The sequence below is a fragment of the Thermomonas sp. genome, assembly GCF_023953935.1.
Lineage (GTDB): Bacteria > Pseudomonadota > Gammaproteobacteria > Xanthomonadales > Xanthomonadaceae > Thermomonas.
Genome location: NZ_JAMLIW010000007.1, coordinates 112,270 through 135,461, shown reverse-complemented (window position 1 = coordinate 135,461; position 23,192 = coordinate 112,270). Strand labels below are relative to the sequence as shown.

Sequence of the window (23,192 nt, the reverse complement as noted above, 5' to 3'; positions counted from 1 at the left end):
GGTCACGCCCACCTGCGGCAAAATGAAGCTCCCCGCTTTCGCAAGGCACCTTCGATGCGCACCCAGACCATCGCCACGCATTACGCCGACCACCTCCAGGTGCTCCAGCAGCGCGCCGCCGAAGCGCTGCGACGCTGCCAGCGCGACCATCTGGTGATCCCCAGTGGCACGCTGCACCTGCGGGCATTCGACGATCTTGACTACCCCTACGCGGTCAATCCCCAGTTCAAGGCCTGGCTGCCGTTGACCAACGCGCCGGGCAGCTGGCTGGGCATCACCCCCGGCCAGCGGCCCAGGCTCATCTTCCTGCAGCCGCACGACTACTGGCACACGGTGCCGCGTGAACCTGACGGTTATTGGGCCGAGCAGTTCGACATCACCATCATCCGCACTCCCGAAGACGCGCTGGCGCAGCTTCCACCCGATGCGTCGCGCTGCGCGATCCTGGGTGAACCGCAAAGCGCGCTGGGCGAGTTCACGCCCGACAACCCGCCAGCGGCGGTCGCGTATCTCGAATACCAGCGCGCGTTCAAGACGCCCTACGAAATCGCGATGATGGCGGCCGCCAACCGCACCGCCGCGCGCGGCCACCGCGCCGCCGAACGCGCGTTCCGCGCCGGCTCCAGCGAGTTCGGCATCCATCTGGCCTACTGCCAGGCCACCGGCCAGGACGCCAATGACCTGCCCTACGGCAACATCATCGCGCTCAACCAGCACGCCGCGATCCTGCACTACATGACCCAGGATCGGCTGCCGCCGAAGCCGCTGCACAGCTTCCTGATCGATGCCGGCGCCGACCACGGCGGCTACGCGGCCGACGTCACCCGCACCTATTCGGCACACGAGGACGATTTCGCCGCGCTGATCACCGCCGTGGACGCGGCCCAGCAGGCGCTGGCGGCGCGGGTGCGCCCCGGGCTCGACTATCGCCAGCTGCATCTGGACGCGCATCTGGCGCTGGCCGGGGTGCTGCACGAGGCCGGCGTGCTGCGCGTGGGTGCCGAAGAAGCGGTGGCGCGCGGCGTCTCGCGCGCGTTCTTCCCGCACGGGCTGGGCCACGGCATCGGCCTGCAGGTGCACGACGTGGCCGGCTTTGCCGCCTCGGCCGAAGGCGGCACGATCGCCAAGCCCGATGGTCACCCCTTCCTGCGCCTGACCCGCACGCTGCAGCCGGGGATGACGGTCACCATCGAACCTGGCATCTATTTCATCGACATGCTGCTGGATGAACTCAAGGCCGCCGGCAATGCCGATGCGGTGGACTGGAACCGTGTCGATGCCTTCAAGCCCTGCGGCGGGATCCGGATCGAGGACGACGTGGTCTGCACCGACGGTGCGCCGATCAATCTCACCCGCGAGGCGTTTGCCGAAGCTTGAGGGCCACAGGTCGCGGGTTGCCCGCTGGGGTTCGCCGCTCAGGACTCCGCTCCAGCTTCGATTCGCGGGCGCAGGCCATCCATGGCCTGCTCGAACCCCAGCGGGCAACCCGCGACCTGTTGGCTACTCGCAGTGCGTGGCCTCAAAATCACGCGCCGGTTCGACGGATTCCGCAGGCCTTTTGGGCAAAGTAAAGGAGGAGGCATCTGCCGCAGGCGGATGCCGGGGGACATTTGCCCAAAAGGCCTGCGGAATCCGTCGAACTGGCGGGGAGCAGCGCAAGGGAGGTCCAGCGAAGTCGCAAGTGGTGCGACATTTCCGCCGCGCGCGGAGCGCGCCTACAAGGTCATCGCCTGCAACGGCCAGCGCCCGCGTTCATTCCAACTCGCGGTGGTGCACCGCAACCTCCTCCCAGCCGGTTGCGCGACAGTGCCGGGCCAGCCGTTCGGCCAGATAGACCGAGCGATGGCGGCCGCCGGTGCAGCCGAAGCAGGTCGTCACGTAGCTGCGGGTCTCCGAGCGCAGCTTGGGCAGCCAGCCGTCGAGGAAGGCCTGGACCTGGGTGACGTAGAGGTCCACCTCGGGTTGGGCGTCGAGGTAGGCGCGCACGTCGTCGTCACGCCCGGACAGCGGGCGCAGCCGCGCGTCCCAGTGCGGGTTCGGCAGGACCCGGGTATCGAACACGAAGTCGGCGTCGCCGGGGACGCCGTGGCGGTAGGCGAAGGACTGGAACAGCAGCGACAGCCCGGCGCCGACCAGGCCGAACTCGGTGAGCACGCTGCGACGCATCTGGTGGACGTTCATTTCGCTGGTGTCGATCAGCACGTCGGCGATCTGACGCAGCGGCCGCAGCGCCTGCCGGTCCAGTGAAATGGCGTCGGCCAGCGCCAGCCCGAGGTGGCTGAGCGGGTGCCGGCGGCGGGTATCGGCGTAGCGGCGCAGCAGCACCTCGTCGCGGGCCTCGAGGAACAGCAGCCGCGGGTTGGCGCCCAGCGCGCCGACTTCGGACAGGGCAATCGGCACGTCGGACAGATCGCCGAAGTTGCGCGCGTCGATGCCGACCGCGATCCGGGTCGGCGCCGCGTCGTTGTCGCGCATGCGGCGGACGAACTCGGGCAACAGCTGCGCCGGCAGGTTGTCGACGCAGTAGTAGCCGAGGTCTTCCAGCGCGTGCAGCACGCCGGATTTGCCCGAGCCGGACATGCCGCTGACGATGACCAGGTCGGGCAGTGGGCGTGCGTTCACGGCGTGGCGCGTTCGAGGAAGTGGCTGTGGCGGGCGAGGAAGGCCGCGGCCGGGTCGATGCCCTTGCTGCGCAGGATGTGCATGCGCGTCGCCGCCTCGGTCAGCACCGCGAGGTTGCGCCCGGCCATCACCGGCACCGTGATCATCGGCACGTCCAGATCCAGCACCCGGCGCATGCCGAGGTCGCCGGTGAGGCGCTCGAAGCCGCTTTCGCTGCTGCCGGGCGTGGGCTTGCTGAGGTGGACGATCATGCGCAGATACTTGTTCCGCTTGACCGCGGTGTCACCGAACATCTGGCGGATGTTGAGCACGCCCAGCCCGCGCAGTTCCAGCATGTCCTGCAGCAGCTCGGGGCAGGTGCCGTCGAGCACGTCGGGCGCGATCTGGGTGAATTCCGGCGCGTCGTCGGCCACCAGCCGGTGGCCGCGGGTGATCAGTTCCAGCGCCAGCTCGCTTTTGCCGGATCCGGATTCGCCGGTGATCAGCACGCCGATCGAGTAGATCTCCATGAACACGCCGTGCAGGGTGATCCGCGGCGCCAGCGTCCGCGCCAGCAGGTACTGGATGTGGTTGAGCAGCTCGTGGCCGCGGCGCGGCGACACCCACAGCGGAGTGTCGGATTCCTCGGCCGCCAGCCGCAGATCCTCGGGGCAGGTCTGGTTGCGGGTGATCACCAGCGCCAGCGGGCGGAACGCGATCAGCTTCTGGATGGTCTCCCAGCGCAGGCGGGCGTCGAGGCTGTCCAGCCATTCGAGTTCCTCGGAGCCGAGGATCTGGACCTTGTTGGGGTAGATGGCGTTGAGGTAGCCGGCCAGCGAGGGCCGCCGAGCGACCGTATCGACCGCTTCGAGGACATGGTCGGCGGCGCCACGCTGCCCCGCCAGCCAGCGCAGCGCCAGCCGCTCCTGCTGGCTGGTGAACAGCTCCTCGGCGGTGATGCGCGCCGTGCTCATGCGCGCACCGGTCGCGGGGTCACGGGCATGGCCTCAGCCGACCCCGCCGCTGCGGGACAGGCCTTCGCCGCGCCGCTGTTCGGTCTGTTTTTCCTTGTGCTTGACCAGCAGGCGATCGACCTTGTCGACCAGCAGGTCGATCGCCGCGTACATGTCTGGCCCGATGGCGTCGCCGTGCAGGGTGCGGCCGGCCAGGTTCACCGTGGCGATGGCCTTGTGCGAGGGTTTTTCGAGGGCGAGCTGGACGCGGATTTCGCAATCCTTGTCGACCCGGCGCTCAAGGCGCTCGAAGCGGGTTTCGACATAACTGCGCAGGGCGGGCGTCACCTCGATCTGCTGGCCATAGATTTCGATCTGCATCATGGACCTCCTTCGGCAGTGGGCCGCGAGCCGGGTGGCCGCGGTGCGGGCGCGAGCGCCGAGGCGACGCGCACGCGTTCATGGGAGGCCGGAATCTGCAAGGCTTCGCGATATTTCGCGATGGTGCGCCTGGCCACCGGCACTCCCTCCTTCTTCAACGTATCGGCAAGCTTGGCATCGGACAAGGGCCTGAGCGGATTCTCGTTGGCCACCAGTTTGCGGATCATGTCCTGAATGGCCGTGCTGGAGGTGCTGCCGCCGGCCCCGGTCTCGATCCCGGACGCAAAGAATGCGCGCAGCGGCAAGGTGCCGCGCGGGGTGTGGGCGAATTTCCCGGCCACCGCGCGCGAGACGGTGGATTCGTGCAGTTCGAGCTCGGCGGCGACCTCGCGCAGGGTCAGCGGGTGCAGCGCCTGCGGGCCGAATTCGAGGAAGCCGGCCTGTTCGCGGACCAGACAGCGCACCACCCGCAGCAGGGTATCGGAACGTGATTCCAGCGCCTTGAGCAGCCAGCGGGCCTCCTGCAGATGCCCGCGCAGGTACTCGGCATCGGCGCCAGAGGTGCGTCCGAGCAGGCGCTGATAATCCTGCTGCAGCCCGATCCTGGGCTGGGCGTCCGGGGCCAGCGCCACGGTCCACAGGCCCTGATGGCGCCAGATGACGCAGTCCGGGCGGACGTAGGCGCCCTCGGGCAGCGCACCGAAACGCGAGCCGGGGCGCGGATCCAGGCTTTGTACCAAGGCAACGGCCACCTTGGCGTCTTCCTGGCTGCAATCCAGTTGGGAGGCGAGTTCGGCCAGGCCCAGCCGCGGCAGGCGGTCGAGCAGGCCGGTGACGATCAGCAGGGCCAGGTCGCGGCCGGGCGTGGCGTCCGCCAGGGCGCGCAGCTGCGCTTGCAGGCATTCGGTCACGCTGCGGGCGCCGGCGCCGACCGGGTCGAAGCACTGGATCCGGTGCAGGACCGGCAGCATCTGTTCCGGGCGGACGTCGAGCTCCGGACGCAGGCTGGCGGCCAGGGTATCGAGGTCGTCGCGCAGGTAGCCGTCGTCGTCGATCGATTCGATCAGGGCGACCCCGATGCGGGTTTCCAGCGGGCTGAAGTGGCCAAGATGCAGCTGCAGCAGCAGGTGGTCGCGCAGGCTGTCCTCGGTCGCCGGCTGGCCGAGGTCGTCGCTGCGCTCGGCGCTGGCAGCGCGCGATCCGTACTCCTGCCAGGGATCGAACTCCGGCTCCGGCCCGGGGTCCAGCGCACTCTCCGGGATCGGTTCCGGAGCGGTTTGAACGGCTTCGGGCAGGTCGCCTGCATCCGGGCCGTCCTCGCCCGGCGCTTCGGTCCAGTCTAGCAGCGGGTTGCTGGCAACGGCTTCGCTGATTTCCGCTTCCAGCTCGACGCTGGACAGCTGCAACAGCCGGATCGCCAGACGCAACTGCGGCGTCAGGACGAGCTGCTGTTGGACCGAAGGTGACAGGCGAGGCTTCACGCCCCAAGCATAGCCGCGAAGGCGTTGTCTTGCCGCCTCGTCGCGGCTACAGCCGGAAACCCTCGCCGAGATAGACCCGCCGTACGTCCGGATTGTCGAGCAGGTCGGCCGGCGCGCCCTGCGCCAGCACCGCGCCATCGGCCAGGATATAGGCGCGATCGCAGATGCCCAGGGTTTCGCGGACGTTGTGGTCGGTGATCAGCACGCCGATGCCTTTTTCGCGCAGGTGGCGGACGATGCGCTGGATTTCGTTGACCGAGATGGGATCGACGCCGGCGAAGGGCTCATCCAGCAGGATCATGCGCGGCTTGCCCGCCAGCGCGCGGGCGATTTCGACCCGGCGGCGCTCACCGCCGGACAGGCTGGCGCCGGACTGCTCGGCGACGTGGCCGATCTGCAGTTCGTCGAGCAGGACATTGAGCTCGTGTTCGCGGCCGGCGTCGTCCAGGTCCGGGCGCAGCTCCAGCACCAGCCGCAGGTTGTCGGACACGCTGAGCTTGCGGAACACCGAGGCTTCCTGCGGCAGATAACCCAGGCCGAGGCGGGCGCGGGCATACATCGGGCGGTCGGTGATATCGACGTCATCCAGCACGATCCGCCCGGCATCGGCCTCGATCAGGCCGACGATCATGTAGAAGCAGGTGGTCTTGCCGGCGCCGTTGGGCCCGAGCAGGCCGACCACCTCGCCGGGACCGAGGCTCAGGTCGAACGCGTGGACGACATCGCGCTTGCCGTAGCGTTTGCGCAGGCCTTGCGCCACCAGCATCAGGGCGATCCCCCGCCGGCCGGCGCGGGCTTGGGCAGGATGCGCATGCGCACCCGCCCGCCGCCGTCGCCGCCGCTTTCGATCTGCCCGGTCTTCAGGTTGTAGACCACCCGCTGGCCGTTGAGGCTGCCGCGCTGCTGGTTGATCGTCACATTGCCGGTGAGGACCATGACCTCGCTTTGCATGTCGTAATCGACGTTGGCCGCGACCGCCTGGATCCGGTCGCCGTCGTCCATGTCCTGCTGCAGGGTGACGCCGCCACTGAGCTGGGCGCGGCTGGGGGTGCCGTTGTTCTGCGAGATGACCGCGCGGGCAGAAACCACCCGCAGGCTGCCCTGGGTGATGATCACGTTGCCGCTCAGGGTGCAGGTGGCATTGGCGCCCAGCCCGCAGTCGCTGCGGCCGGCCTCGATGTCCATCGGCTGGCTGCGATCCGAGCTGCGTGCGCCGGCGAGTCCGCAGGTCGCAGCGAGCAGGACGAGCAGCAGGCGGGCCGGAAGGTCAGGGCTTCGGGTCATAGCGGTTGTGCACCTGGGACAGAAGGGAGATCTGGCGGCGCTCGAAATCCGCCAGCAGGCCCGTGCCCTGCATTGTAAGGCCGGGGCGGGTGATGGTGACCTTGCCGGCGGAGGTGGCGCGGTTGTGCTCCAGGTCCAGGGTCAGCTGGTCGGATTCGATCCGCGTGACGGGGGGCTTGTCGGCGGGGCTCTGGGCGCTGACGCGGCCGCGCACCTCGAGGCTGTCGCCGCCGGCTGGCACCAGGCCTTCATCGGCGCGCACTTCCCAATAGTGCCCCTCGGGATCGGGGACCAGGAACTGCGGCGTGGCCAGGTGCATGGCCAGGTCGGCTGGATCGCGCTGCAGGATCGGCCCGCGCAGGGTGAACTGCTCCTTCCCGTGCTTGTCCAGCGAGGTGATTTCGTAATCGCGCAGCAGGTAGTCGGGCCGCGAGCGCAGTACGCCTTCATCGACCGGGCGCGAGTTGCGCCAGACCGACCAGCCGCTGGCGATCGCCGCCGCCAGCAACAGCAGGGTCAGGGTGGCGCGCCAGCTCATGCGCGGGCCTGCCGGCGCGAACGCGCGGGCGGATTCATGGATGCTCACCGCGCTCGAGGATGGCCTCGAGTTTGCCCTGGGCGTGCAGCAGCAGGTCGCAGGCGTCGCGCGCGGCGCCGTATCCCGCCGGGCGCGGCGCGATCCAGTGCGCGGCCTGGCGCGCCCACGGATGGGCATCGGCCGGCGCCAGCGCCAGCCCGACGCCGCGCAGCGCGGCGAGGTCGGGCAGGTCGTCGCCCATGAACGCGATCTGCGCCAGTGTGATGCCGATTTCCGAGGCCATGCGCTGCACGCAGACCAGCTTGCTGCGCTCGCCGACGTGGACGCGTTCGATCCCCAACGCTTTCGCACGCAGGGCGGTGACGTCACTGGGGCGTGCGCTGACCAGAGCTACTTCGATCCCGGCGTGGCGCAGCAGCACGATGCCCATGCCGTCCTGCACGTGGAAGCGCTTGGACTCGCGGCCGTCGCTGTCGAAAGACAGGCCGCCGTCGGTCAGGGTGCCATCGACGTCGAAGGCGAGCAGGCGGATGCGAGCAGCGCGCTCGATGATCCCGGCCGGGTAGTGGGCGGCGTCCATCACACCACCCGCGCGCGCAGCAGATCGTGGATATTGAGCGCGCCGACCACCCGGCCGTCGCGGTCGGTCACCAGCAGGGCGTTGATCTTGTGCGCTTCCATCAATTGCGCCGCCTCCACCGCCAGCGCCTCGGCGTCGATGGTCTTGGGGGCGACGGTCATCACCGCATCGATGCGGGTATGGCGCAGATCGACGTGGTCGTCGTCGAGGCTGCGGCGCAGGTCGCCGTCGGTGTAGAGGCCGAGCAGCTTGCCGTCGGCATCGACCACCGCGGTCATGCCCAGCCGCTTGCTGCTCATCTCCACCAGCGCCTGGCTGATGCTGGCGTCGGGGCGGACGCGCGGCACCTCGGCGCCGACGTGCATCACGTCGGTGATGTGCAGCAGCAGCCGGCGCCCGAGCGCGCCGGCCGGATGCGAGCGGGCGAAGTCGTCGCGGGTGAAGCCGCGCGCTTCCAGCAGCGCGACCGCCAGCGCATCGCCCATCGCCAGCGAGGCGGTGGTGCTGGAGGTCGGCGCCAGCTTCAGCGGGCAGGCCTCCACCGGCACCCCGACGTCGAGGTGGACATCGGCCTCCTGCGCCAGCGCCGAAGCGGCATTGCCGGTCATCGCGATCACCCGGTTGCCCTGCCGGCGCAGCGCCGGCAGCAGCAGCAGGATCTCGTCACTTTCGCCCGAATAGGACAGCGCCAGCACCACGTCGGCGTCGGTCACCATCCCCAGGTCGCCGTGCGCGGCTTCGCCGGGATGGACGTAAAAAGCCGGTGTTCCGGTCGAGGCGAGAGTGGCGGCGATCTTGCGCGCCACGTGCCCGGACTTGCCCATCCCGGTGCACACCACCCGGCCCGGCGAGGTGAGGATCATCCGGCAGGCGGCGTTGAAGTGGGCGTCGATCCGCGCGCACACCGCAGCCAGCGCCTCGCGCTCGGTGGCGAAGACGCGGCGGCCGCTGGCGGCGAAATCGAAGTCGTCCGAATGGGCGGGTGCGGCGAGGGCCATGGGGCATTTCCGCTAAACTTGACGGTCCAGTTTAACCGAGCCTGCTCGACGCCCCATGAATGCCGATGCCATTAGCCAGCTGATCGAAGCCGGCCTGCCGGGCGCACGCGCGCAGGTGCACAGCGATGACGGGGTGCATTTCGAGGCCACCGTCGTGTGCGAGGCGTTTGCCGGCAAGCTGCCGCTGGCCCGCCACCGGCTGGTCTATGCGACCTTGGGCGAGCGCATGGGCGGGGAAATCCACGCCCTGCAGATCAAGGCCCTGACTCCCGCGGAGGCGGCCGCCTGATGCAAAAGATCCTGATTCGGGGTGGCCGCCGCCTGCACGGGGAAGTGCCGATTTCCGGCGCCAAGAACGCGGTGCTGCCGATTTTGTGCGCGACCTTGCTGGCCGACGGGCCGTGCCGGATCGAAAACGTGCCGCAGCTGCAGGACGTGCTGACCACGGCGCGCCTGCTGCAAGGATTGGGCGCGCGGGTCGAACCCAAGGGCAGCACGATGACGGTGGACGCGGCCCGGCTGGACAGTCACGTCGCGCCTTACGAGTTGGTCAAGACCATGCGCGCCTCGGTGCTGGTGCTGGGGCCATTGCTTGCGAAATACGGCGATGCCGAAGTCTCGCTGCCGGGCGGCTGCGCGATTGGCTCGCGGCCGGTCGACCTGCACCTGAAGGGCTTGCAGGCGCTGGGTGCGGAGATTACGGTCGACCACGGTTTCATCCGCGCGCGTTGTGCCGGCCGGCTGCAGGGCGCACGCCATGTGTTCGAGCTGGTCAGCGTCGGTGCCACCGAGAACGTGCTGATGGCGGCGGCCTTGGCCGAAGGCCGGACCATCCTCGAAAACGCGGCGATGGAGCCGGAAATCAGCGACCTAGCCGATTGCCTCAACGCGATGGGCGCGAAGATCACCGGCGCCGGCACCCCGCGGATCGTGGTCGAAGGCGTGGAGCGCTTGTCCGGCTGCACCCACCGGGTGATTGCCGATCGCATCGAGACCGGCACCTTCCTGGTCGCCGCGGCGATGACCGGTGGCCGCGTCACCACCACCGGCGCGCGTCCGCATACGCTGGATGCGGTGCTGGGCAAATTGCGCGAAGCCGGTGCCGAGATCACGGTCGAGAAAGACCACATCACCCTCGACATGCACGGCCAGCGCGCCAAGTCGGTCAACATCACGACTGCGCCGCACCCGGCGTTCCCGACCGACATGCAGGCGCAGTTCATGGCCCTGGACTGCGTGGCCGACGGCGTCGGCGTGATCAATGAAACGATCTTCGAAAACCGCTTCATGCACGTCAATGAACTGCTGCGCCTCGGCGCCGACATCCGCGTCGACGGGCATACCGCGGTCGTGCGCGGGATCGAGCGTCTGCAAGGCGCGCCGGTGATGGCCACCGACCTGCGCGCTTCGGCCTGCCTGGTCCTCGCCGGGTTGGCGGCAGAAGGTGAGACCCTGATCGACCGCGTCTACCATCTCGACCGTGGCTACGAGAACATCGAAGCCAAGCTCGGCGCGCTGGGTGCGGATATTCGACGGGTGGATTGAGGCGGCGGGGAGTTGCCGTCCTTGGGTCATCACCGCTTGCGCGAGGATGACGGACTTGCCCAAGGAAGCGTGGCGGCTCAGATACGGGCGAGGCACTCGCGATACAGCGTCAGGTCCGTGCCGCTGAAACAGCAGAACACCACCCGCTGCAGGGACTGTGCAGGAAAGCCGCGCACCGTGGTCACCGCGACCCGGGTGGCCGCCCCTTTGGGATAGCCGTAGACGCCGGTGCTGATCGCAGGAAACGCGATCGAATGCAACCCGTGCGCCTCGGCCAGCGCCAGTGCATTGGCATAACAGGCGGCCAGCAGTTCCGGCTCACCTGCTTGCCCGCCACGCCAATACGGGCCGACGGTATGGATCACATGCCGCGCCGGCAAGCCATGGCCTGCGGTCAGCTTGGCCTGGCCGGTGGCGCAGCCGCCCAATTGCCGGCATTCCTCCAGCAGCCCCGGGCCGGCGGCGCGGTGGATCGCGCCGTCGACGCCGCCACCGCCGAGCAGGGACGGGTTGGCGGCATTGACGATGGCATCGACGGCGAGGGTGGTGATGTCGCCCAGGAGTGCTTCGATCTGCGGCATGGTCTGACCCGGGCTCATGGCACGATCTCGATCGGCGTGGGCACCCGCACCAGGTTCCACAGCGTCGTCATGTCCGCGTTCGACAACGCGATGCAGCCGTCGGTCCAGTCATACGGGATGGTCGTGGTTGAATCCGCCTCCAAGCGCAGTCCATTGGGTTGGCCGTGGATCATGATCGCGCCACCCGGGGGCACCCCGAGTCGGCGTGCGTTGGCGCGATCCTGGCGGTTCGGATAGGACACATGGATGGCGCGATAGAACGCGCTGTCGGCCTTGCGGAAATCCAGCAGGTAGCGGCCTTCCGGGGTACGACGGTCGCCCTCGCGCTGCTTGTGCCCGATCGGCGCGCCGCCGAGACGAATCGAAAACCGGTGCAGCACCACGCCATTTCCGATCAGGCTCAGGGTGCGCGCGGCCTTGTCCACCCGCACCAGGCCCACCCTGACCGCCTGTGGCGAAGTGGCGCCTGCGGGCAGCAACCACGCCAGCAGGACGCAGAGCAGGAACTTCTGGAGCATCGCAGGCGCTCCGGCGGGAACGGCGTGGATGCCGCTCAATCGGAATCGTGCGCCGCCGCGCCTTCCTGGACCACTGCTTCCATTCCGGTCAGTGCAGCGCTGCGGAAGTTCAGCGGATTGGCGATGTAGGGAATCGGCGCGTGGGTGCCGCCCGAGCCGGTGATCACCACGCTGCCGTAGTCGAACAGGCGGCCAAGGATGGTCTGATTCACCTGCAGGCTTTCGACCTTGCTGTGCTGGAGCTCCACGGTTTCACGGCTGATGAAGCCGAACTTGGCGATCACCCGGCTGCTGGTGACGGCCAGCTCGGTGGAGTGGACGTAGATCCAGGCCTTCAGCACGAGGAAGAGGGCGCCCGCCAGTACCACGTAGCCCAGCACCGCAAACGGCAGCGGCAGCAGCAGCGACAGCACGCCGCCCAGCACCAGCCAGAACAGCGAGGGCAGGTAGATGAACCAGTGGGTGCGGGCCCGCGCGATGATCTTTTCGCCGGGGACGATGACGGATTCGACGTAGCTCACGGGACGATCCTGGGCAGGGGCGGGACGATGGGATGGTTCTGCGAGGAGATTCTGCCTCAGCCGCCGACGCGCAGCGCGGCCGAGGCCATCAGCGCGATCACGCAGGCGAAACCGCCGAACCAGCACAGGCTGCGCAGCGCCTGCTGGACGGTGACGTAGAACACGCCGTGCAGGATCCGGAAGGCGACGAAGGCCAGCGCCAGCCAGGCGACCCGCTGCGGATCGACCTGGGTGAACTGCGCCATCAGCACGGCGGCGGCGAAGGCGGGGAACGCTTCGAAGGCGTTCAGATGCGCGCTGTAGGCATTGCGCACCCGATAGCTGTCCTGCCTGGCGATCCAGCCGCGCGGGTCCTTGTTGTTGTAGCCCGGTACCGCCATCTTGGCGATGACCGCCCACAGGTAGGGCAGGGCGGCGGCGATCAGGATGCACCAGTAGGCAATCACCATGGCTTGGCTCCGATGGACGATGGGTGGGGTCAGTGTGCCGGTTGTCGCGTGGGCGCGCCGGGTTTGGCGGTCGCTGCGGCCGGAGCAGGTGCGGGCGGACGCATCGCGTCGCGCGCGGCCTTGAAGGGGTTGCCGGTGCGCCAGTTCGGCCACTGGGCGCCGTTTGCCAGGCTGGAACCCACCGAGTACAGGGCTTGCAAATCCTCGACGATGCCGTCGAGCTTCCAGGTGGCCGGGTCGTACTGGTCGCCGGGCTTGTGGTAGCGGTGTTCGCCATAGTCTTGGCTGGCGACCAATCCCGCCGCGGTGCCGCCTTCGCGCAGGTCGCCTCCGCTGTTGACATAGAGCGCCGGAACCCCGGCCTTGGCGAAGCTGAAGTGATCGGAGCGGAAGTAGTAGCCCGCCGTCACGTCGCTTTCGTCCACCATGCGCCGGCCCTGACGCGCAAGCGCGGTCTGCAGCAGGTCTTCCAGCTGCGATCCGCCCTTGCCGACCACGACCAGATCGCTGGCCCGGCCGATTGGTTCGAGGGCATCGATGTTGATCACGCCGACGGTGCGCGCCAGCGGAAAGACCGGATGGGCGACGTAATAGCTGGAGCCGAGCAGGCCGGACTCCTCCAGAGTGACGGCCAGGAACAGGATCGAGCGCGCCGGCCGCGGGCGGGCGTTGGCGAAGGCTTCGGCCAGTTCAAGGAGGCCGGCGACGCCGGTGGCGTTGTCCACGGCGCCGTTGTAGATGTTGTCGCCGGATGCGTCGGAGTGGGTGCCCAGATGGTCCCAGTGCGCCATGTACACGACCGCCTCGTCGGCCGCGCTGCTTCCCGGCAGCAAGCCGAGCACGTTGCGCGAGGTTTTCTCGACAGTGCGGCTGCGCAGGTCGAGCGAAGCCTGGGCATTGAGCGGGACCGGCTTGAAGCCGGGCCGGCTGGCGGCCGCGCGCAGGGTGGTCAGATCCAGGCCGGCGGCCTTGAACAGGGCGTCGGCCGCGGCCTGGGTGATCCAGCCTTGCACCGGCAGACGCGGTGACGCATCGTCCCCGGGGCGCAGGTCGTACTGCGGGCCGGACCAGGAATTCTTTACCACGTCCCAACCGTAGGCCGCACCGCGATCGTCGTGGATGATCAGCGCGGCGGCCGCGCCGCGGCGGGCGGCTTCCTCGAACTTCCAGGTCCAGCGCCCGTACAGGGTCATCCGCTTGCCATCGAACAGGGTCGGGTCATTGACGTGGAAACCGGGATCGTTGACCAGCATCACCACGGTCTTGCCGCGCACGTCCAGATCCGCGTAGTCGTTCCAGCCGCGCTCGGGCGCATCGACGCCGTAGCCGACGAACACCAGCGGGCTGTCCTTGAGACTGACCTGCGCCTTGCCGCTGCGGGTCCAGGCGATCATGTCGCGGCCGTAGGCCAGATCCTGGCGAACGTCTCCGATGGCCAGATGCAGGGCGGTGTCGGGGTTGGCGGTGGTTTCCAGCATCGGCACGGTCTGGAACCAGCTGCCGCCGTTGCCGGGCTGCAGTCCGATCCGGGCGAACTGCGAACGGATGTAATCGACGGTCTTTTCCTCGCCGGCGCTGCCCGGTCCGCGGCCGCCGAAAGCATCCGACGCCAGAATCTGCACCTGCGCCGCGACATCGTCGGCGGTGATGGCGGGCGAGAACGCATGATCGCCCGCCACGGCCGTGACGGCGCGCGTGTCTCGCGTTCCGTCGGCGCCGATCAAGGCGCCTTCGCCGCGGCGGGTGCAGCCGCACAGCGCAAGCGCGATCATCGACAGCAGCAAGACATGGCGCACGCTTCGGCTCCCGTGGGTGATGGATCGATTCTAGAGCAATGCGGCGGGCCGCCGTGGCGCGAGGTTTTGCGCCACGGGTTATGCCGCCAGTCAGCCACGGGCCGACGCCGGACGGGCGCATCGCTACAATTTCAAGGGCGCCACCTCCCGGGTGGTTTCAGACCATGCCTGCAGGAGTTCCCGTGCCCCAACCCCCGTCGATCCGTCCCGAACCCGTGGTGCTGTTGATTCTGGACGGCTGGGGGCACCGTGAGGAAACCGCGGACAACGCGCTGGCGCTGGCAAAGCTGCCGCACTGGCGCGGCCTGCTGGCGACCTGTCCGCACACCTTGATCCACACCGAAGGCCGGCACGTCGGCCTGCCCGATGGTCAGATGGGCAACTCCGAAGTGGGGCACATGAACCTCGGCGCCGGACGGATCGTGTACCAGGACTTGACCCGGATCGATGCGGCGATCGAGGACGGCAGTTTCTTCGGCAACCCGGAGCTGACTGCCGCCTGTGAAGCGGTCAAGCAAACCGGCGCCACCTTGCACGTGATCGGCCTGCTCTCGCCCGGCGGCGTGCACAGCCACGAGCGCCACATCTTCGCGATGCTGGAGCTGGCGGCGCGTTTTGAAGTGGCGAAGGTGGCGGTGCATGCCCTGCTGGACGGCCGCGACACCCCGCCGCGCTCGGCCGAAGCCAGCCTGCGCGCGCTGCAGGCGTTGTGCGAACGGCTGGGCAATGCCCGCATCGCCAGCGTCGGCGGACGTTATTTCGCGATGGACCGCGACCACCGCTGGGCGCGCGTGCGGCGCGGCTGGGATGCCATTGTCGAGGCGCAGGCCGAATGTTATTCGCACGATGCACTCGCCGCGCTGCAAGCCGCCTACGCACGCGGCGAGAATGACGAGTTCGTCGCCCCGACCGTGCTCGACGGCAGCCAGCCGATCCGCGACGGCGATGCGGTGGTGTTCATGAACTTCCGCGCCGACCGCGCGCGCCAGCTCAGCGCTGCGTTCGTTGCGCCGGGGTTCGACGGATTCGATGCCCGCCGACCGGCGCTGTCGCGGTTCGTCTGCCTGACCGAATACGACGCCAAGCTGCCGGCGCCGGTGGCGTTCGCGCCGGATGACCTGCGTCACACCTTCGGTGAACTGCTGGCCGAACAAGGCATGACCCAGCTGCGGATCGCCGAGACCGAGAAATACGCCCACGTCACTTTCTTCTTCAGCGGCGGGCGGGAGACGCCGTTCGCGGGCGAGCAGCGCATCCTCGTCCCCAGCCCCAAGGTCGCTACCTACGACCTGCAGCCGGAGATGAGCTGCGCCGAGGTCACCACCCGGCTGGTCGATGCCATCGTCACGCAACGCTACGACGCCATCATCTGCAACCTCGCCAACCCCGACATGGTGGGGCACAGCGGCATCCTGGAGGCCGCCATCCGCGCCGCGGAAGCGGTGGATGCGGCGATCGGCCGGATCGTGGCCGCGGTGCGGCAGGCCGGCGGTGCGCTGGTCATCACCGCCGACCACGGCAACCTCGAGATGATGCGCGACCCCGTCACCGGCCAGCCGCATACCGCGCACACGGTCGGGCCGGTGCCGCTGGTGTATCTGGGCGATCGCCAGGTGACGCTGCGCGGAGGCGGCGCGCTGCGCGACGTGGCGCCGACCCTGCTGGACCTGCTCGGACTGTCCCAGCCGGCGGAGATGACCGGCGCCAGCCTGCTGCTGCCGGGCTGATGCGCCGGCGGAGCGCCAGCCTGGCCTTGGCCCTGACGCTGGCCGCAGCTGCGGGCGGGCCGGGGGCCTTGGCGCAGCAGGGCCAGCAGGCGCAGGACGCGCAGCAGCGCCTGCAGGGCGTGCGCAGCGAACTGCGGGCGGTGGCCGCCGAGCGCCGGCGCCTGGAGGGCCAGCGCGGCACGGCCAGCCGCCAGCTGCGCGCCGCCGATGAGACGGTGGGCGCGACCCAGAAAGCGCTGGAGCGCACCCGCAATGATCTGGCCCAGTCCGACCGGCGTCTGCTGGAGCTGCAAGCCGAGCGCGCCCGTCACAGCGGCGATCTGGAATCACGGCGTGCGGAATTGCTGCGGCTGCTGCGTGCCGCGCAGGCGGGCGCCGATGCGGCACCGCTGAAGGCGCTGCTGGCGCGGGATCGGGTGCAGGGTGCGGAGCGCGCGCTGATCCTGCAAGGCTACCTGCAGCGCGCGCAGGTGGCGCGGATCCGCGTGCTGGCCGAGGACATCGCCCGCTTGCAGACGCTGGAGGCGCAGATTGCCGGACAGCGCACGGCACTGGAGCAGGCGCGCCAGGCTCAGGCGACGCAGATGGCGCAAGCGCAGGCCGCGCGCAAGGGGCGTGCGGATCTGCTGGCGGGCATCGATCGCCAATACCGCGACCGCGCCAGCCGCGAACGCGCGCTCGGCCAGGACGCCAAGGCACTGCAGACCCTGCTGGCGCAGCTGCGTGCGGCGGCGGCCAAGGCGGCGCGTGAGCAGGCACGGGCGCGTGAGCGTGAGCGTGAGCAAGCGCGCCTGCGTGCCGACACCGGTGCCGCGGCCACGCACACGCCGCCGCGCGTGCAGGTCGCCACTGCCCCGGCGCCGCGGGTCGGCGGCCTGAGCTGGCCGGTGTCCGGCAACCTGCTGGCCGGCTTCGGGGGCCGGATGCCGGACGGTCGCCGCAGCGATGGCGTGCTGATTGCGGCGGCGGCGGGCACCCGGGTCCAGGCCGTGGCCGACGGCACCGTGGTGTACGCCGATTGGATGACCGGCTACGGGATGATCCTGATCATCGATCACGGCAACGGCTACATGAGCCTCTACGCGCACAACGACGGCCTGCTGCGCGAAGCGGGCGACGTGGTGCGCAAGGGAGATGCCGTGGCCACGGTCGGATCGTCCGGCGGGCAGGCGATGCCGGCGCTCTATTTCGAACTGCGGCAGGCCGGCAAGCCGGTGAACCCATCGGTCTGGCTGACCAGACAGTGAGCCGGTCGCCGCCAGCGGGCCGGGCGCGGCGCGGGAGGCATGCGCGCGTACCGGTTCCCGTGCCACCATGGGGCCGCGGTTTGCCCTGACCCACCGCCGCCCGCGCGGCCATCGGAGATTCGAATGCGGAACGGATTGCTCTGCTGTTTGCTGGCGCTGGCGCTGGGCCAGGGCGTCGCGTTTGCCCAGCAAGCGCCGCAGGTCAAGGAGACGCCTGCAGCGCCGGCGGCCACGGAAACACCCGCCGCCGAGGAGCCTGCCGCAGATGCGCCTGCCATTGAGGCGCCTGCCGTCGAGGCGCCTGACGAGGCGGGCGCTGCCGCGTCGGCCGCTGCCGAGGATCCGGATGCGGTCGAAACCGCCAATGCCAAGGTGCCGCTGGGCGAAATCCGCCGCTTCGTCACCGTCTACAACGCGATCCGGCAGGCCTACGTCGATCCGGTCGATGACCATGCCCTGATGAGCGCGGCGGTCCGCGGGCTGCTGCTCGACCTTGACCCGCACAGCGCCTACCTGGAAAGGAGCGATGCCGAGCAGTTCAACGAGCAAACCCGCGGCAGCTACGACGGCGTCGGGCTGGAATTGCAGCAGCTTCCGGACGGCAGTTTGCGGATCGTGGCACCGATCGATGACAGTCCCGCCGATCGCGCCGGGCTGCGCAGCGGTGACCGCATCATCGCCATCGACGGCAAACTGCTGCGCGCCGGCCAGAACGACAGCTCGCAGCCGCTGCGCGGCGTGGCCGGCAGCAAGGTGACGGTCAAGGTCGTGCGTGCCGGCAAACCCGCGCCCTTCGACGTCAGCCTGACCCGCGCCACCATCCGCACCGCCAGCGTGCGCGGGCGGATGCTCGCGCCCGGCTATGGCTACATCCGGGTGTCCAGCTTCCAGGCGTCGACCGCGGACGAATTCGTCAAGCGTCTCGAAGCCCTGCAGAAGGACGGGCCGCTGCGCGGGCTGGTGCTGGATTTGCGCAGCAATCCCGGCGGCCTGCTGGTCGGGGCCGTGCAGATTGCCGATGAGCTGCTCGACCGCGGCACCATCGTCACCACCCGTGGCCGCGAGTCGATCGGCAACAGCCGCTTCGACGCCACCCCGGGCGATCGCCTGCACGGGGCGCCGGTCGTGGTGCTGGTCGATGCCGGTTCGGCCAGCGCATCGGAAGTGCTGGCCGGCGCCCTGCACGACAACCAGCGGGCGCGCGTGGTCGGCAGCCGCACCTTCGGCAAGGGTTCGGTCCAGACCGTGCTGCCGCTGGACAACGGCGATTCGGTCAAGCTCACCACGGCACGCTACTTCACCCCAAGCGGGCACTCGATCCAGGCGCTGGGCATCGTGCCGGATGTCGAACTCCACCCCGACGGCGGCCCGCGCCGCCCGGCGCCGGTCAGCGAGGCGGTCCTGCCGGGCCACCTGGCCTCGGAAGCGGGCGCGCTGGAAGGCGACAATGCCGGCGAAGTCCTGCCAGGCGAGGCACCGATCGCCGCGGCGCTGGCGGAGCTGAAGCGGATGGTCGCGCAGCCCGCACCGCACGCGGCCGCGCCAGCGCCGGCACCAGCGAAACCGGCACCAGCGAAACCGGCCGACAAGGCCGCATCACCGTCGCCGCCGGTGCCAGCCAAGCCCTGAGTCCGGCTGCTGCGGCCGGCCGCGCCGATTCACGCTGGAGAATGTCAGTATTCCGACGGCCGGCTCAGAATCCGCGGCTGTGGCGCAGGCGGCGGGCGATCGCGGCGCGGGCCAGCAACGCGAAGGCAACGCCGAACACGAAGCCGCCGATGTGCGCCGGCCACGCCACCGCACCCAGCGCCGGGCCGCTGTAGGCGAACAGCACCTGCAGCAGCGCCCACAGCCCGATCAGCAGGAACGCCGGCACGCGCACGAACTGCAGGTACAGGCCCAGCGGCAGCACCACGCCCAGGCGGGCGCCGGGGAACAGCGCGAGGTAGGCGCCGATGACCGCCGACACCGCGCCGCTGGCGCCGATCACCACCCGGTCGGGCGTGCCGATGGCGAGCACGGCGGCCAGGTTCGAGGTGGCGCCACCGAGCAGGAACAGCAGCAGGAAGCGCCAACCGCCCATGCTGCGCTCGGCCGGCAGCCCGAAGATCAGCAGGAACACGAGGTTGCCGAGCAGGTGGATCCAGTCGGCGTGCAGGAACAGTCCGGAAAACAGCCGCAGCACGCTGCCGTCGGCGAACGCCGCGCGCCAGGCGTCGAGACTGTCCAGCCCGCCGGTCAGCACGCCCCAATCCAGGGTGGTGGCGATGCGTCCGGCCGGGGCGCGCAGCGCCGCGATCACGTAGGCCAGCCACAGGGCGGCAAAGATCAGCGGGGTGGCCCAGAGGAAGCGCGGTCGCTGGCGCGGGGGGATGCCGACGAACATGATTCAGGTTCAGAAGGTGAGAAGCGGTTGTTATAAGACGGTTAAAAATGCGCTATAGTGGACATACGGCATGGTACGTCCGGTTGGTGATTGTCGACCGGGGTCAAAGATACAGAAGATCCAGCAGCATGCCGCGCGGTCACACCCAATCACAACCAACGCAGCCCAGCTACACCGGAGAGTTTCCTCATGAGCAACAATCGCAATCTTCGTGCTTCCGCGCTTGCGCTGGCCGTCCTTGGCACGCTGTTCGTCGGCCAGGCCGCCGCCTCGGGTTTCCAGTTGCGCGAGCAGAGCGTCAAGAATCTTGGTCGTGCCGGTGCCGGCAGCGGGGTCGCGCAGCGGGATGCCGCCGTGGTTTCGCTCAACCCGGCGGCCATGGTCAACATCAGCCAGCGCACCTTCCAGGTTGACGGTACCGTCATTGATCTGACCGCGGGCTTCACCGGCGGCGGCACCGCGCTGGGCGCGCCCGGCGTGCTCCCGAACGCCACCCTGACCGGCGGCAACGGCGGCGACCCGGGCGATCCGACCCTGGTGCCGAACATGTCGGCGGTGTTCCCGATCGCTTCCATCGATGGCCTGTACCTGGGCGCCAGCGTCGGCGCGCCGTTCGGCCTGAAGACCGACTACGCGCCGGGCTGGGTTGGCCGCTATCGCGCGCTGACGTCGGAAGTGAAAACCGTTGATCTGACCCTGTCCGCCGCTTACAAGGTCAACGATATGTTCTCGATCGGCGTTGGCCTGATTTACGAACGCGCCGAAGCCACCTTGAGCAAGTCGATCGACTTCGGAACGGCCATCTGCGCGCAGGCCGCTGCCGGTCTGCCGGCGCCCAACACCGGCAACGTGATGCTGACCTGCTTCAACCCGGGCTGGGCGCTGTATCCGCTGTACCACCCGCAGTCCGCCGACGGCAGCCTGACGGTCAAGGGCAGCGACACCGATTTCGGCTTCCTGGTCGGTTTGCAGATCACCCCGAATGAGCAGTTCGCACTCGGCCTGAGCTACCGCTCGCGGATCCACCAGAAGCTGCAGGGCACCCTCGACTTCAACGGCGTGCCGGCGATCCTCGGCGCCGATCCGCGCTTCGTGGACGGCCCCGGCGGCGCCAAGCTGGTGACCCCCGAGCTGATCACCCTGAGCGCCCGCTACGCCTTCACCGACAACTTCCGGATGATGCTGGACATCCAGCACACCGGCTGGAATTCGCTGCAGGACGTCACCATCGTGCGCAACAGCGGCACCGTGGTGGGCAGTGAGGACTTCTCCTGGAGCGGCAGCACCTTCGTTTCGCTCGGCGGTGAGTACGACTTCAGCGACACGTTCACCCTGCGCTTCGGCGTGGGCAGCGATGAAACCCCGACCAACGACGTGACGCGCACCCCGCGTCTGCCCGACAACGACCGCATGGTGTACGCGCTGGGCGCCTCCTGGCACGTGTCCGAGAACCTGTCGTTGGATGCGGCCTACCAGCGGATCGAGATCAAGACCCCGAAGATCGCGCTGCCGGTGGACCTGCCGCACAGCAACACCTCGACGCTGTATGGCAGCTTCGGCGGCCACGCCAACCTGTTCGGCCTGTCGATGCAGTACCGCTTCTGATCCTTCGGGATCGGTGGCAGAAAAGCCCCGCGCAAGCGGGGCTTTTTCGTTGCCGGACAAGAGGCGCTCCGGCGGCGCACCATGCGCAGAGTCAGGGCAACGCTGATCAAGTCAGCATTGCCCTAGGCCGAACTTCTCGCTATCGAGCGCGGCGACCGACTTCAGCCTCCAGGCGATGGAGGCTCCGTCAGCGCGGCCCGCTGCCTCAATGCCTGCAGCCGGATGCGCCCATGCACGAGCGCGTCCAGCAACGTCGCATCCTCGCGCGCCTTCAGTGCGTACAGCGCTGATCCCACCGCCTGCGCGGTCTTGCGCAGCAGTTCACGTTCGTCCGGGGAATAGCCCTCGGCCCGTTCGCCAAGGACGATGGCGCCGTGCAGACGGCCGGCCACGTGCATCGGTGCGGCCAGCCCGCCGTTGCCGAGCGCGCCGGAGCTGGCGTGCAGATCGCGCACGCCGGTGTCGGCGCGCAGGGCGACGAACAGGGGATCGTCCGGGTCCACCTGCTCCGGCCAATCCGGCGCGCCGGTCTGGCCGGACTTGCGGTAGTCGTCCTCGCGCCGATAGATGGCCGCACGGGCTGGCCGCAGATGGCGCGCGATCTCGTCGAGCGTGCGTTGCAGCAGGTGCTCGGGCCGTTCGATGTAGGTACTTTCGTGGGCAAGCCGGTGCAGCGCCTGTTCGGCGGCGAACTGGCGGCGAAAGAACAGGCGCTCGATCACCCGCTCGATGCGTTTGTGCAACTGGTTCAGCGCCAGACCCAGCGCCAGCGGGATGCCCAGTTGCAGCAGCGCGCCCTGCCGCTCGCCGACGGCGAACGCCGACAGCGCGTTTTCGACCAGCACGAACACGCCCACCACCACCGCGCCCATCGTGCTGTAGATGAAGGTGCGGCTGACGACGTAGGAGACTTCTACCAATCGGTTGCGCAGGGCGGCGTAGGCGATCAGCAGGGCGGGGATGGTGAGCAGTGCGACCAGCAGGAGCAGGCCGGGCTTGGCCCCGGATTCGAGGTCGACAAAAATCGCGAATACGGACAGGCCGGCCAAGAGCGCCAGCGCCAGCAGAAACCAGCGGATCCGCAGCCGCTGCACGGCATCGGCATGGCGGTAGCCGATCAGCAGCAGCAGCGCGGGCAGCGCCCCGGTGATGCCCTGGGCGATTCGGCCGATGGCATCGACGGGGAAATCGAAGTGGCGGCCGGCGAGGACGACGACCGCGAATTCGGTCGCACGTACCAGCATCGGCACGGCGATCGCCCCGGCCATGCCGAAGGTGAGCCAGCGCAGGAGCCTGCGGGGAATGTTGCCGGCGAGACTGCGTGCGGCAGCGAAGAAAAAATATTCCCTCAACGGCATGAGCACGAGGCGGGCGAACAGGATGTCGAGCGCTCCCCAGGTGGTCGGGATATTCCAGACCGGCTGACTGGCCGCCAAGGCCATGCAGGCACCTGCGAGGTTCCATGCCACTGCATCGCGGCCACGCCAGAGCAGCAGCAATCCGAGCGCGAGGTAGATCAGGTTCAGGGCTCGTCCAGCCCGGAATTCCGTTGTCTCATTCCACGATCTGGGGATTGTGGTGAGGCGCACGGATGCCTGCGTCGCGCCGCGATGTCGTTGGAATGTGATCGCATGACCGGCCGGCAGCACGCCTATCGCCAGACGTTGGCGCAAGGGCAGCTCCGAGTCGTACAGGACATCGCCGGGTTGCAGGCCGGTCGGCAACGGGACGTCATCCAGAGGCAGGACGACACAGCGACCGGCTGGTCCCGGAGCGTTGTCGCAACGGAGCGGAAAGCGTCCGATATTTCCCGCGGTCAGGATATAGGCCAGCTGCAGGCCAAGCACCAGCACCGTGACGGCGATGCGCAGCAAACGCCAGCGATCCATGATCCGCTCCCCGAACCGAGTGCCTCGGGTGCAGGTTAACGGATCGGAGCGAGGGAAATGCGTGTGCCACAATGCGCGTATTCCCTTCTCCCCGCGCAGCGGGGAGGCTTGC

At 69.0% G+C, this 23,192-nt stretch carries 23 protein-coding genes; 7 read left to right on the top strand and 16 right to left on the bottom strand.

Features of this window, described 5'->3' with window-relative positions; translation table 11 throughout:
* The first annotated feature begins 54 nt into the window (after positions 1–54).
* A complete protein-coding gene (gene pepQ / locus M9902_RS09540; protein WP_297222536.1) occupies positions 55–1,377 on the top strand; it encodes a Xaa-Pro dipeptidase in 1,323 nt (440 codons plus the stop codon).
* Between the two features lie 375 nt (positions 1,378–1,752).
* Here the strand turns inward: pepQ and rapZ are convergent, their stop codons facing one another.
* Genes rapZ through M9902_RS09495 form a run of 9 tightly spaced genes read right to left on the bottom strand, consistent with a single transcriptional unit; the run spans position 1,753 to position 8,816 of the window.
* On the bottom strand, positions 1,753–2,622 hold the full coding sequence (rapZ, locus tag M9902_RS09535) for an RNase adapter RapZ (RefSeq protein WP_297222534.1): 870 nt from the start codon (positions 2,620–2,622) through the stop codon (positions 1,753–1,755).
* On the bottom strand, positions 2,619–3,575 hold the full coding sequence (gene hprK, locus M9902_RS09530) for an HPr(Ser) kinase/phosphatase (RefSeq protein ID WP_297172678.1): 957 nt from the start codon (positions 3,573–3,575) through the stop codon (positions 2,619–2,621). Before hprK ends, rapZ begins: the two co-directional genes overlap by 4 nt.
* A 33-nt stretch (positions 3,576–3,608) precedes the next feature.
* Positions 3,609–3,935, bottom strand: coding sequence for a ribosome-associated translation inhibitor RaiA (raiA, locus tag M9902_RS09525; RefSeq protein WP_297172675.1), 327 nt, complete (start codon positions 3,933–3,935; stop codon positions 3,609–3,611).
* The gene (locus tag M9902_RS09520) at positions 3,935–5,416 is read right to left on the bottom strand and encodes an RNA polymerase factor sigma-54 (RefSeq protein WP_297222531.1); all 1,482 of its coding nucleotides are present in this window, start codon (positions 5,414–5,416) and stop codon (positions 3,935–3,937) included. The genes raiA and M9902_RS09520 overlap by 1 nt, the downstream gene beginning before the upstream one ends.
* A 46-nt stretch (positions 5,417–5,462) precedes the next feature.
* Positions 5,463–6,182 carry an LPS export ABC transporter ATP-binding protein gene (lptB, locus tag M9902_RS09515; protein WP_297222529.1) on the bottom strand — a complete coding sequence of 240 codons (720 nt, stop codon included), beginning with the start codon at positions 6,180–6,182 and terminating at the stop codon, positions 5,463–5,465.
* Positions 6,182–6,700 carry a lipopolysaccharide transport periplasmic protein LptA gene (lptA, locus tag M9902_RS09510; RefSeq protein WP_297222527.1) on the bottom strand — a complete coding sequence of 173 codons (519 nt, stop codon included), beginning with the start codon at positions 6,698–6,700 and terminating at the stop codon, positions 6,182–6,184. Before lptA ends, lptB begins: the two co-directional genes overlap by 1 nt.
* Complete coding sequence (lptC, locus tag M9902_RS09505) at positions 6,684–7,286, bottom strand: LPS export ABC transporter periplasmic protein LptC (protein WP_297222525.1); 603 nt, start codon at positions 7,284–7,286, stop codon at positions 6,684–6,686. The genes lptA and lptC overlap by 17 nt, the downstream gene beginning before the upstream one ends.
* Positions 7,273–7,818, bottom strand: a complete 546-nt coding sequence (locus M9902_RS09500) for an HAD hydrolase family protein (protein ID WP_297222523.1) — start codon at positions 7,816–7,818, stop codon at positions 7,273–7,275. The genes lptC and M9902_RS09500 overlap by 14 nt, the downstream gene beginning before the upstream one ends.
* Positions 7,818–8,816, bottom strand: coding sequence for a KpsF/GutQ family sugar-phosphate isomerase (locus tag M9902_RS09495; RefSeq protein WP_297172657.1), 999 nt, complete (start codon positions 8,814–8,816; stop codon positions 7,818–7,820). Before M9902_RS09495 ends, M9902_RS09500 begins: the two co-directional genes overlap by 1 nt.
* Positions 8,817–8,871: 55 nt before the next feature.
* On the opposite strand from M9902_RS09495, the gene M9902_RS09490 reads away from it, so the two are divergent.
* Both M9902_RS09490 and murA read left to right on the top strand, forming a co-directional pair.
* The gene (locus tag M9902_RS09490; protein WP_297172654.1) at positions 8,872–9,105 is read left to right on the top strand and encodes a BolA/IbaG family iron-sulfur metabolism protein; all 234 of its coding nucleotides are present in this window, start codon (positions 8,872–8,874) and stop codon (positions 9,103–9,105) included.
* The gene (gene murA, locus M9902_RS09485) at positions 9,105–10,361 is read left to right on the top strand and encodes a UDP-N-acetylglucosamine 1-carboxyvinyltransferase (RefSeq protein ID WP_297172651.1); all 1,257 of its coding nucleotides are present in this window, start codon (positions 9,105–9,107) and stop codon (positions 10,359–10,361) included. Before M9902_RS09490 ends, murA begins: the two co-directional genes overlap by 1 nt.
* Before the next feature lie 77 nt (positions 10,362–10,438).
* Here the strand turns inward: murA and M9902_RS09480 are convergent, their stop codons facing one another.
* From M9902_RS09480 to M9902_RS09460, 5 genes are read right to left on the bottom strand one after another with little or no spacing between them, the layout of a single operon-like run.
* A complete protein-coding gene (locus tag M9902_RS09480) occupies positions 10,439–10,960 on the bottom strand; it encodes an O-acetyl-ADP-ribose deacetylase (RefSeq protein WP_297172647.1) in 522 nt (173 codons plus the stop codon).
* Positions 10,957–11,460: a L,D-transpeptidase family protein gene (locus M9902_RS09475; RefSeq protein ID WP_297222520.1), complete on the bottom strand. Its 504-nt coding sequence runs from the start codon at positions 11,458–11,460 to the stop codon at positions 10,957–10,959. The genes M9902_RS09480 and M9902_RS09475 overlap by 4 nt, the downstream gene beginning before the upstream one ends.
* A gap of 35 nt (positions 11,461–11,495) precedes the next feature.
* On the bottom strand, positions 11,496–11,981 hold the full coding sequence (locus M9902_RS09470) for a PH domain-containing protein (protein WP_297172641.1): 486 nt from the start codon (positions 11,979–11,981) through the stop codon (positions 11,496–11,498).
* Positions 11,982–12,037: 56 nt separating this feature from the next.
* Positions 12,038–12,430, bottom strand: a complete 393-nt coding sequence (locus M9902_RS09465) for an MAPEG family protein (protein WP_297172638.1) — start codon at positions 12,428–12,430, stop codon at positions 12,038–12,040.
* Positions 12,431–12,459: 29 nt separating this feature from the next.
* Positions 12,460–14,202, bottom strand: a complete 1,743-nt coding sequence (locus tag M9902_RS09460) for a M28 family metallopeptidase (RefSeq protein WP_343231883.1) — start codon at positions 14,200–14,202, stop codon at positions 12,460–12,462.
* A gap of 206 nt (positions 14,203–14,408) precedes the next feature.
* Here M9902_RS09460 and gpmI point away from each other — a divergent pair, with 206 nt between their 5' ends.
* The 3 genes from gpmI to M9902_RS09445 all read left to right on the top strand — a co-directional run bounded on the left by gpmI (position 14,409) and on the right by M9902_RS09445 (position 18,829).
* On the top strand, positions 14,409–15,953 hold the full coding sequence (gene gpmI / locus M9902_RS09455; RefSeq protein ID WP_297222517.1) for a 2,3-bisphosphoglycerate-independent phosphoglycerate mutase: 1,545 nt from the start codon (positions 14,409–14,411) through the stop codon (positions 15,951–15,953).
* Positions 15,953–17,200: a peptidoglycan DD-metalloendopeptidase family protein gene (locus tag M9902_RS09450; protein WP_297222515.1), complete on the top strand. Its 1,248-nt coding sequence runs from the start codon at positions 15,953–15,955 to the stop codon at positions 17,198–17,200. The genes gpmI and M9902_RS09450 overlap by 1 nt, the downstream gene beginning before the upstream one ends.
* Before the next feature lie 123 nt (positions 17,201–17,323).
* Positions 17,324–18,829, top strand: a complete 1,506-nt coding sequence (locus tag M9902_RS09445) for a S41 family peptidase (protein ID WP_297222513.1) — start codon at positions 17,324–17,326, stop codon at positions 18,827–18,829.
* A 64-nt stretch (positions 18,830–18,893) separates the two neighbouring features.
* Here M9902_RS09445 and M9902_RS09440 read toward each other — a convergent pair whose 3' ends face one another.
* Entirely contained in the window at positions 18,894–19,586 is a 693-nt protein-coding gene (locus M9902_RS09440; RefSeq protein WP_297170508.1) for a rhomboid family intramembrane serine protease, read from the bottom strand.
* A gap of 189 nt (positions 19,587–19,775) precedes the next feature.
* Here M9902_RS09440 and M9902_RS09435 point away from each other — a divergent pair, with 189 nt between their 5' ends.
* A complete protein-coding gene (locus tag M9902_RS09435; protein ID WP_297170506.1) occupies positions 19,776–21,191 on the top strand; it encodes an outer membrane protein transport protein in 1,416 nt (471 codons plus the stop codon).
* Positions 21,192–21,352: 161 nt separating this feature from the next.
* Here M9902_RS09435 and M9902_RS09430 read toward each other — a convergent pair whose 3' ends face one another.
* Positions 21,353–23,152, bottom strand: a complete 1,800-nt coding sequence (locus M9902_RS09430; protein ID WP_297222510.1) for a GAF domain-containing protein — start codon at positions 23,150–23,152, stop codon at positions 21,353–21,355.
* Positions 23,153–23,192 lie beyond the last annotated feature (40 nt).

Bases quoted from the DNA above. Each gene is read 5' to 3' on its own strand.
- pepQ (WP_297222536.1), top strand. From the start codon at position 55: ATGCGCACCCAGACCATCGCCACGCATTACGCCGACCACCTCCAGGTG.
- hprK (WP_297172678.1), bottom strand. From the start codon at position 3,575: ATGAGCACGGCGCGCATCACCGCCGAGGAGCTGTTCACCAGCCAGCAG.
- raiA (WP_297172675.1), bottom strand. From the start codon at position 3,935: ATGCAGATCGAAATCTATGGCCAGCAGATCGAGGTGACGCCCGCCCTG.
- lptB (WP_297222529.1), bottom strand. From the start codon at position 6,182: ATGCTGGTGGCGCAAGGCCTGCGCAAACGCTACGGCAAGCGCGATGTC.
- lptA (WP_297222527.1), bottom strand. From the start codon at position 6,700: ATGACCCGAAGCCCTGACCTTCCGGCCCGCCTGCTGCTCGTCCTGCTC.
- M9902_RS09500 (WP_297222523.1), bottom strand. From the start codon at position 7,818: ATGGACGCCGCCCACTACCCGGCCGGGATCATCGAGCGCGCTGCTCGC.
- M9902_RS09495 (WP_297172657.1), bottom strand. From the start codon at position 8,816: ATGGCCCTCGCCGCACCCGCCCATTCGGACGACTTCGATTTCGCCGCC.
- M9902_RS09490 (WP_297172654.1), top strand. From the start codon at position 8,872: ATGAATGCCGATGCCATTAGCCAGCTGATCGAAGCCGGCCTGCCGGGC.
- murA (WP_297172651.1), top strand. From the start codon at position 9,105: ATGCAAAAGATCCTGATTCGGGGTGGCCGCCGCCTGCACGGGGAAGTG.
- M9902_RS09480 (WP_297172647.1), bottom strand. From the start codon at position 10,960: ATGAGCCCGGGTCAGACCATGCCGCAGATCGAAGCACTCCTGGGCGAC.
- M9902_RS09475 (WP_297222520.1), bottom strand. From the start codon at position 11,460: ATGCTCCAGAAGTTCCTGCTCTGCGTCCTGCTGGCGTGGTTGCTGCCC.
- M9902_RS09465 (WP_297172638.1), bottom strand. From the start codon at position 12,430: ATGGTGATTGCCTACTGGTGCATCCTGATCGCCGCCGCCCTGCCCTAC.
- M9902_RS09460 (WP_343231883.1), bottom strand. From the start codon at position 14,202: ATGATCGCGCTTGCGCTGTGCGGCTGCACCCGCCGCGGCGAAGGCGCC.
- M9902_RS09450 (WP_297222515.1), top strand. From the start codon at position 15,953: ATGCGCCGGCGGAGCGCCAGCCTGGCCTTGGCCCTGACGCTGGCCGCA.
- M9902_RS09445 (WP_297222513.1), top strand. From the start codon at position 17,324: ATGCGGAACGGATTGCTCTGCTGTTTGCTGGCGCTGGCGCTGGGCCAG.
- M9902_RS09440 (WP_297170508.1), bottom strand. From the start codon at position 19,586: ATGTTCGTCGGCATCCCCCCGCGCCAGCGACCGCGCTTCCTCTGGGCC.
- M9902_RS09435 (WP_297170506.1), top strand. From the start codon at position 19,776: ATGAGCAACAATCGCAATCTTCGTGCTTCCGCGCTTGCGCTGGCCGTC.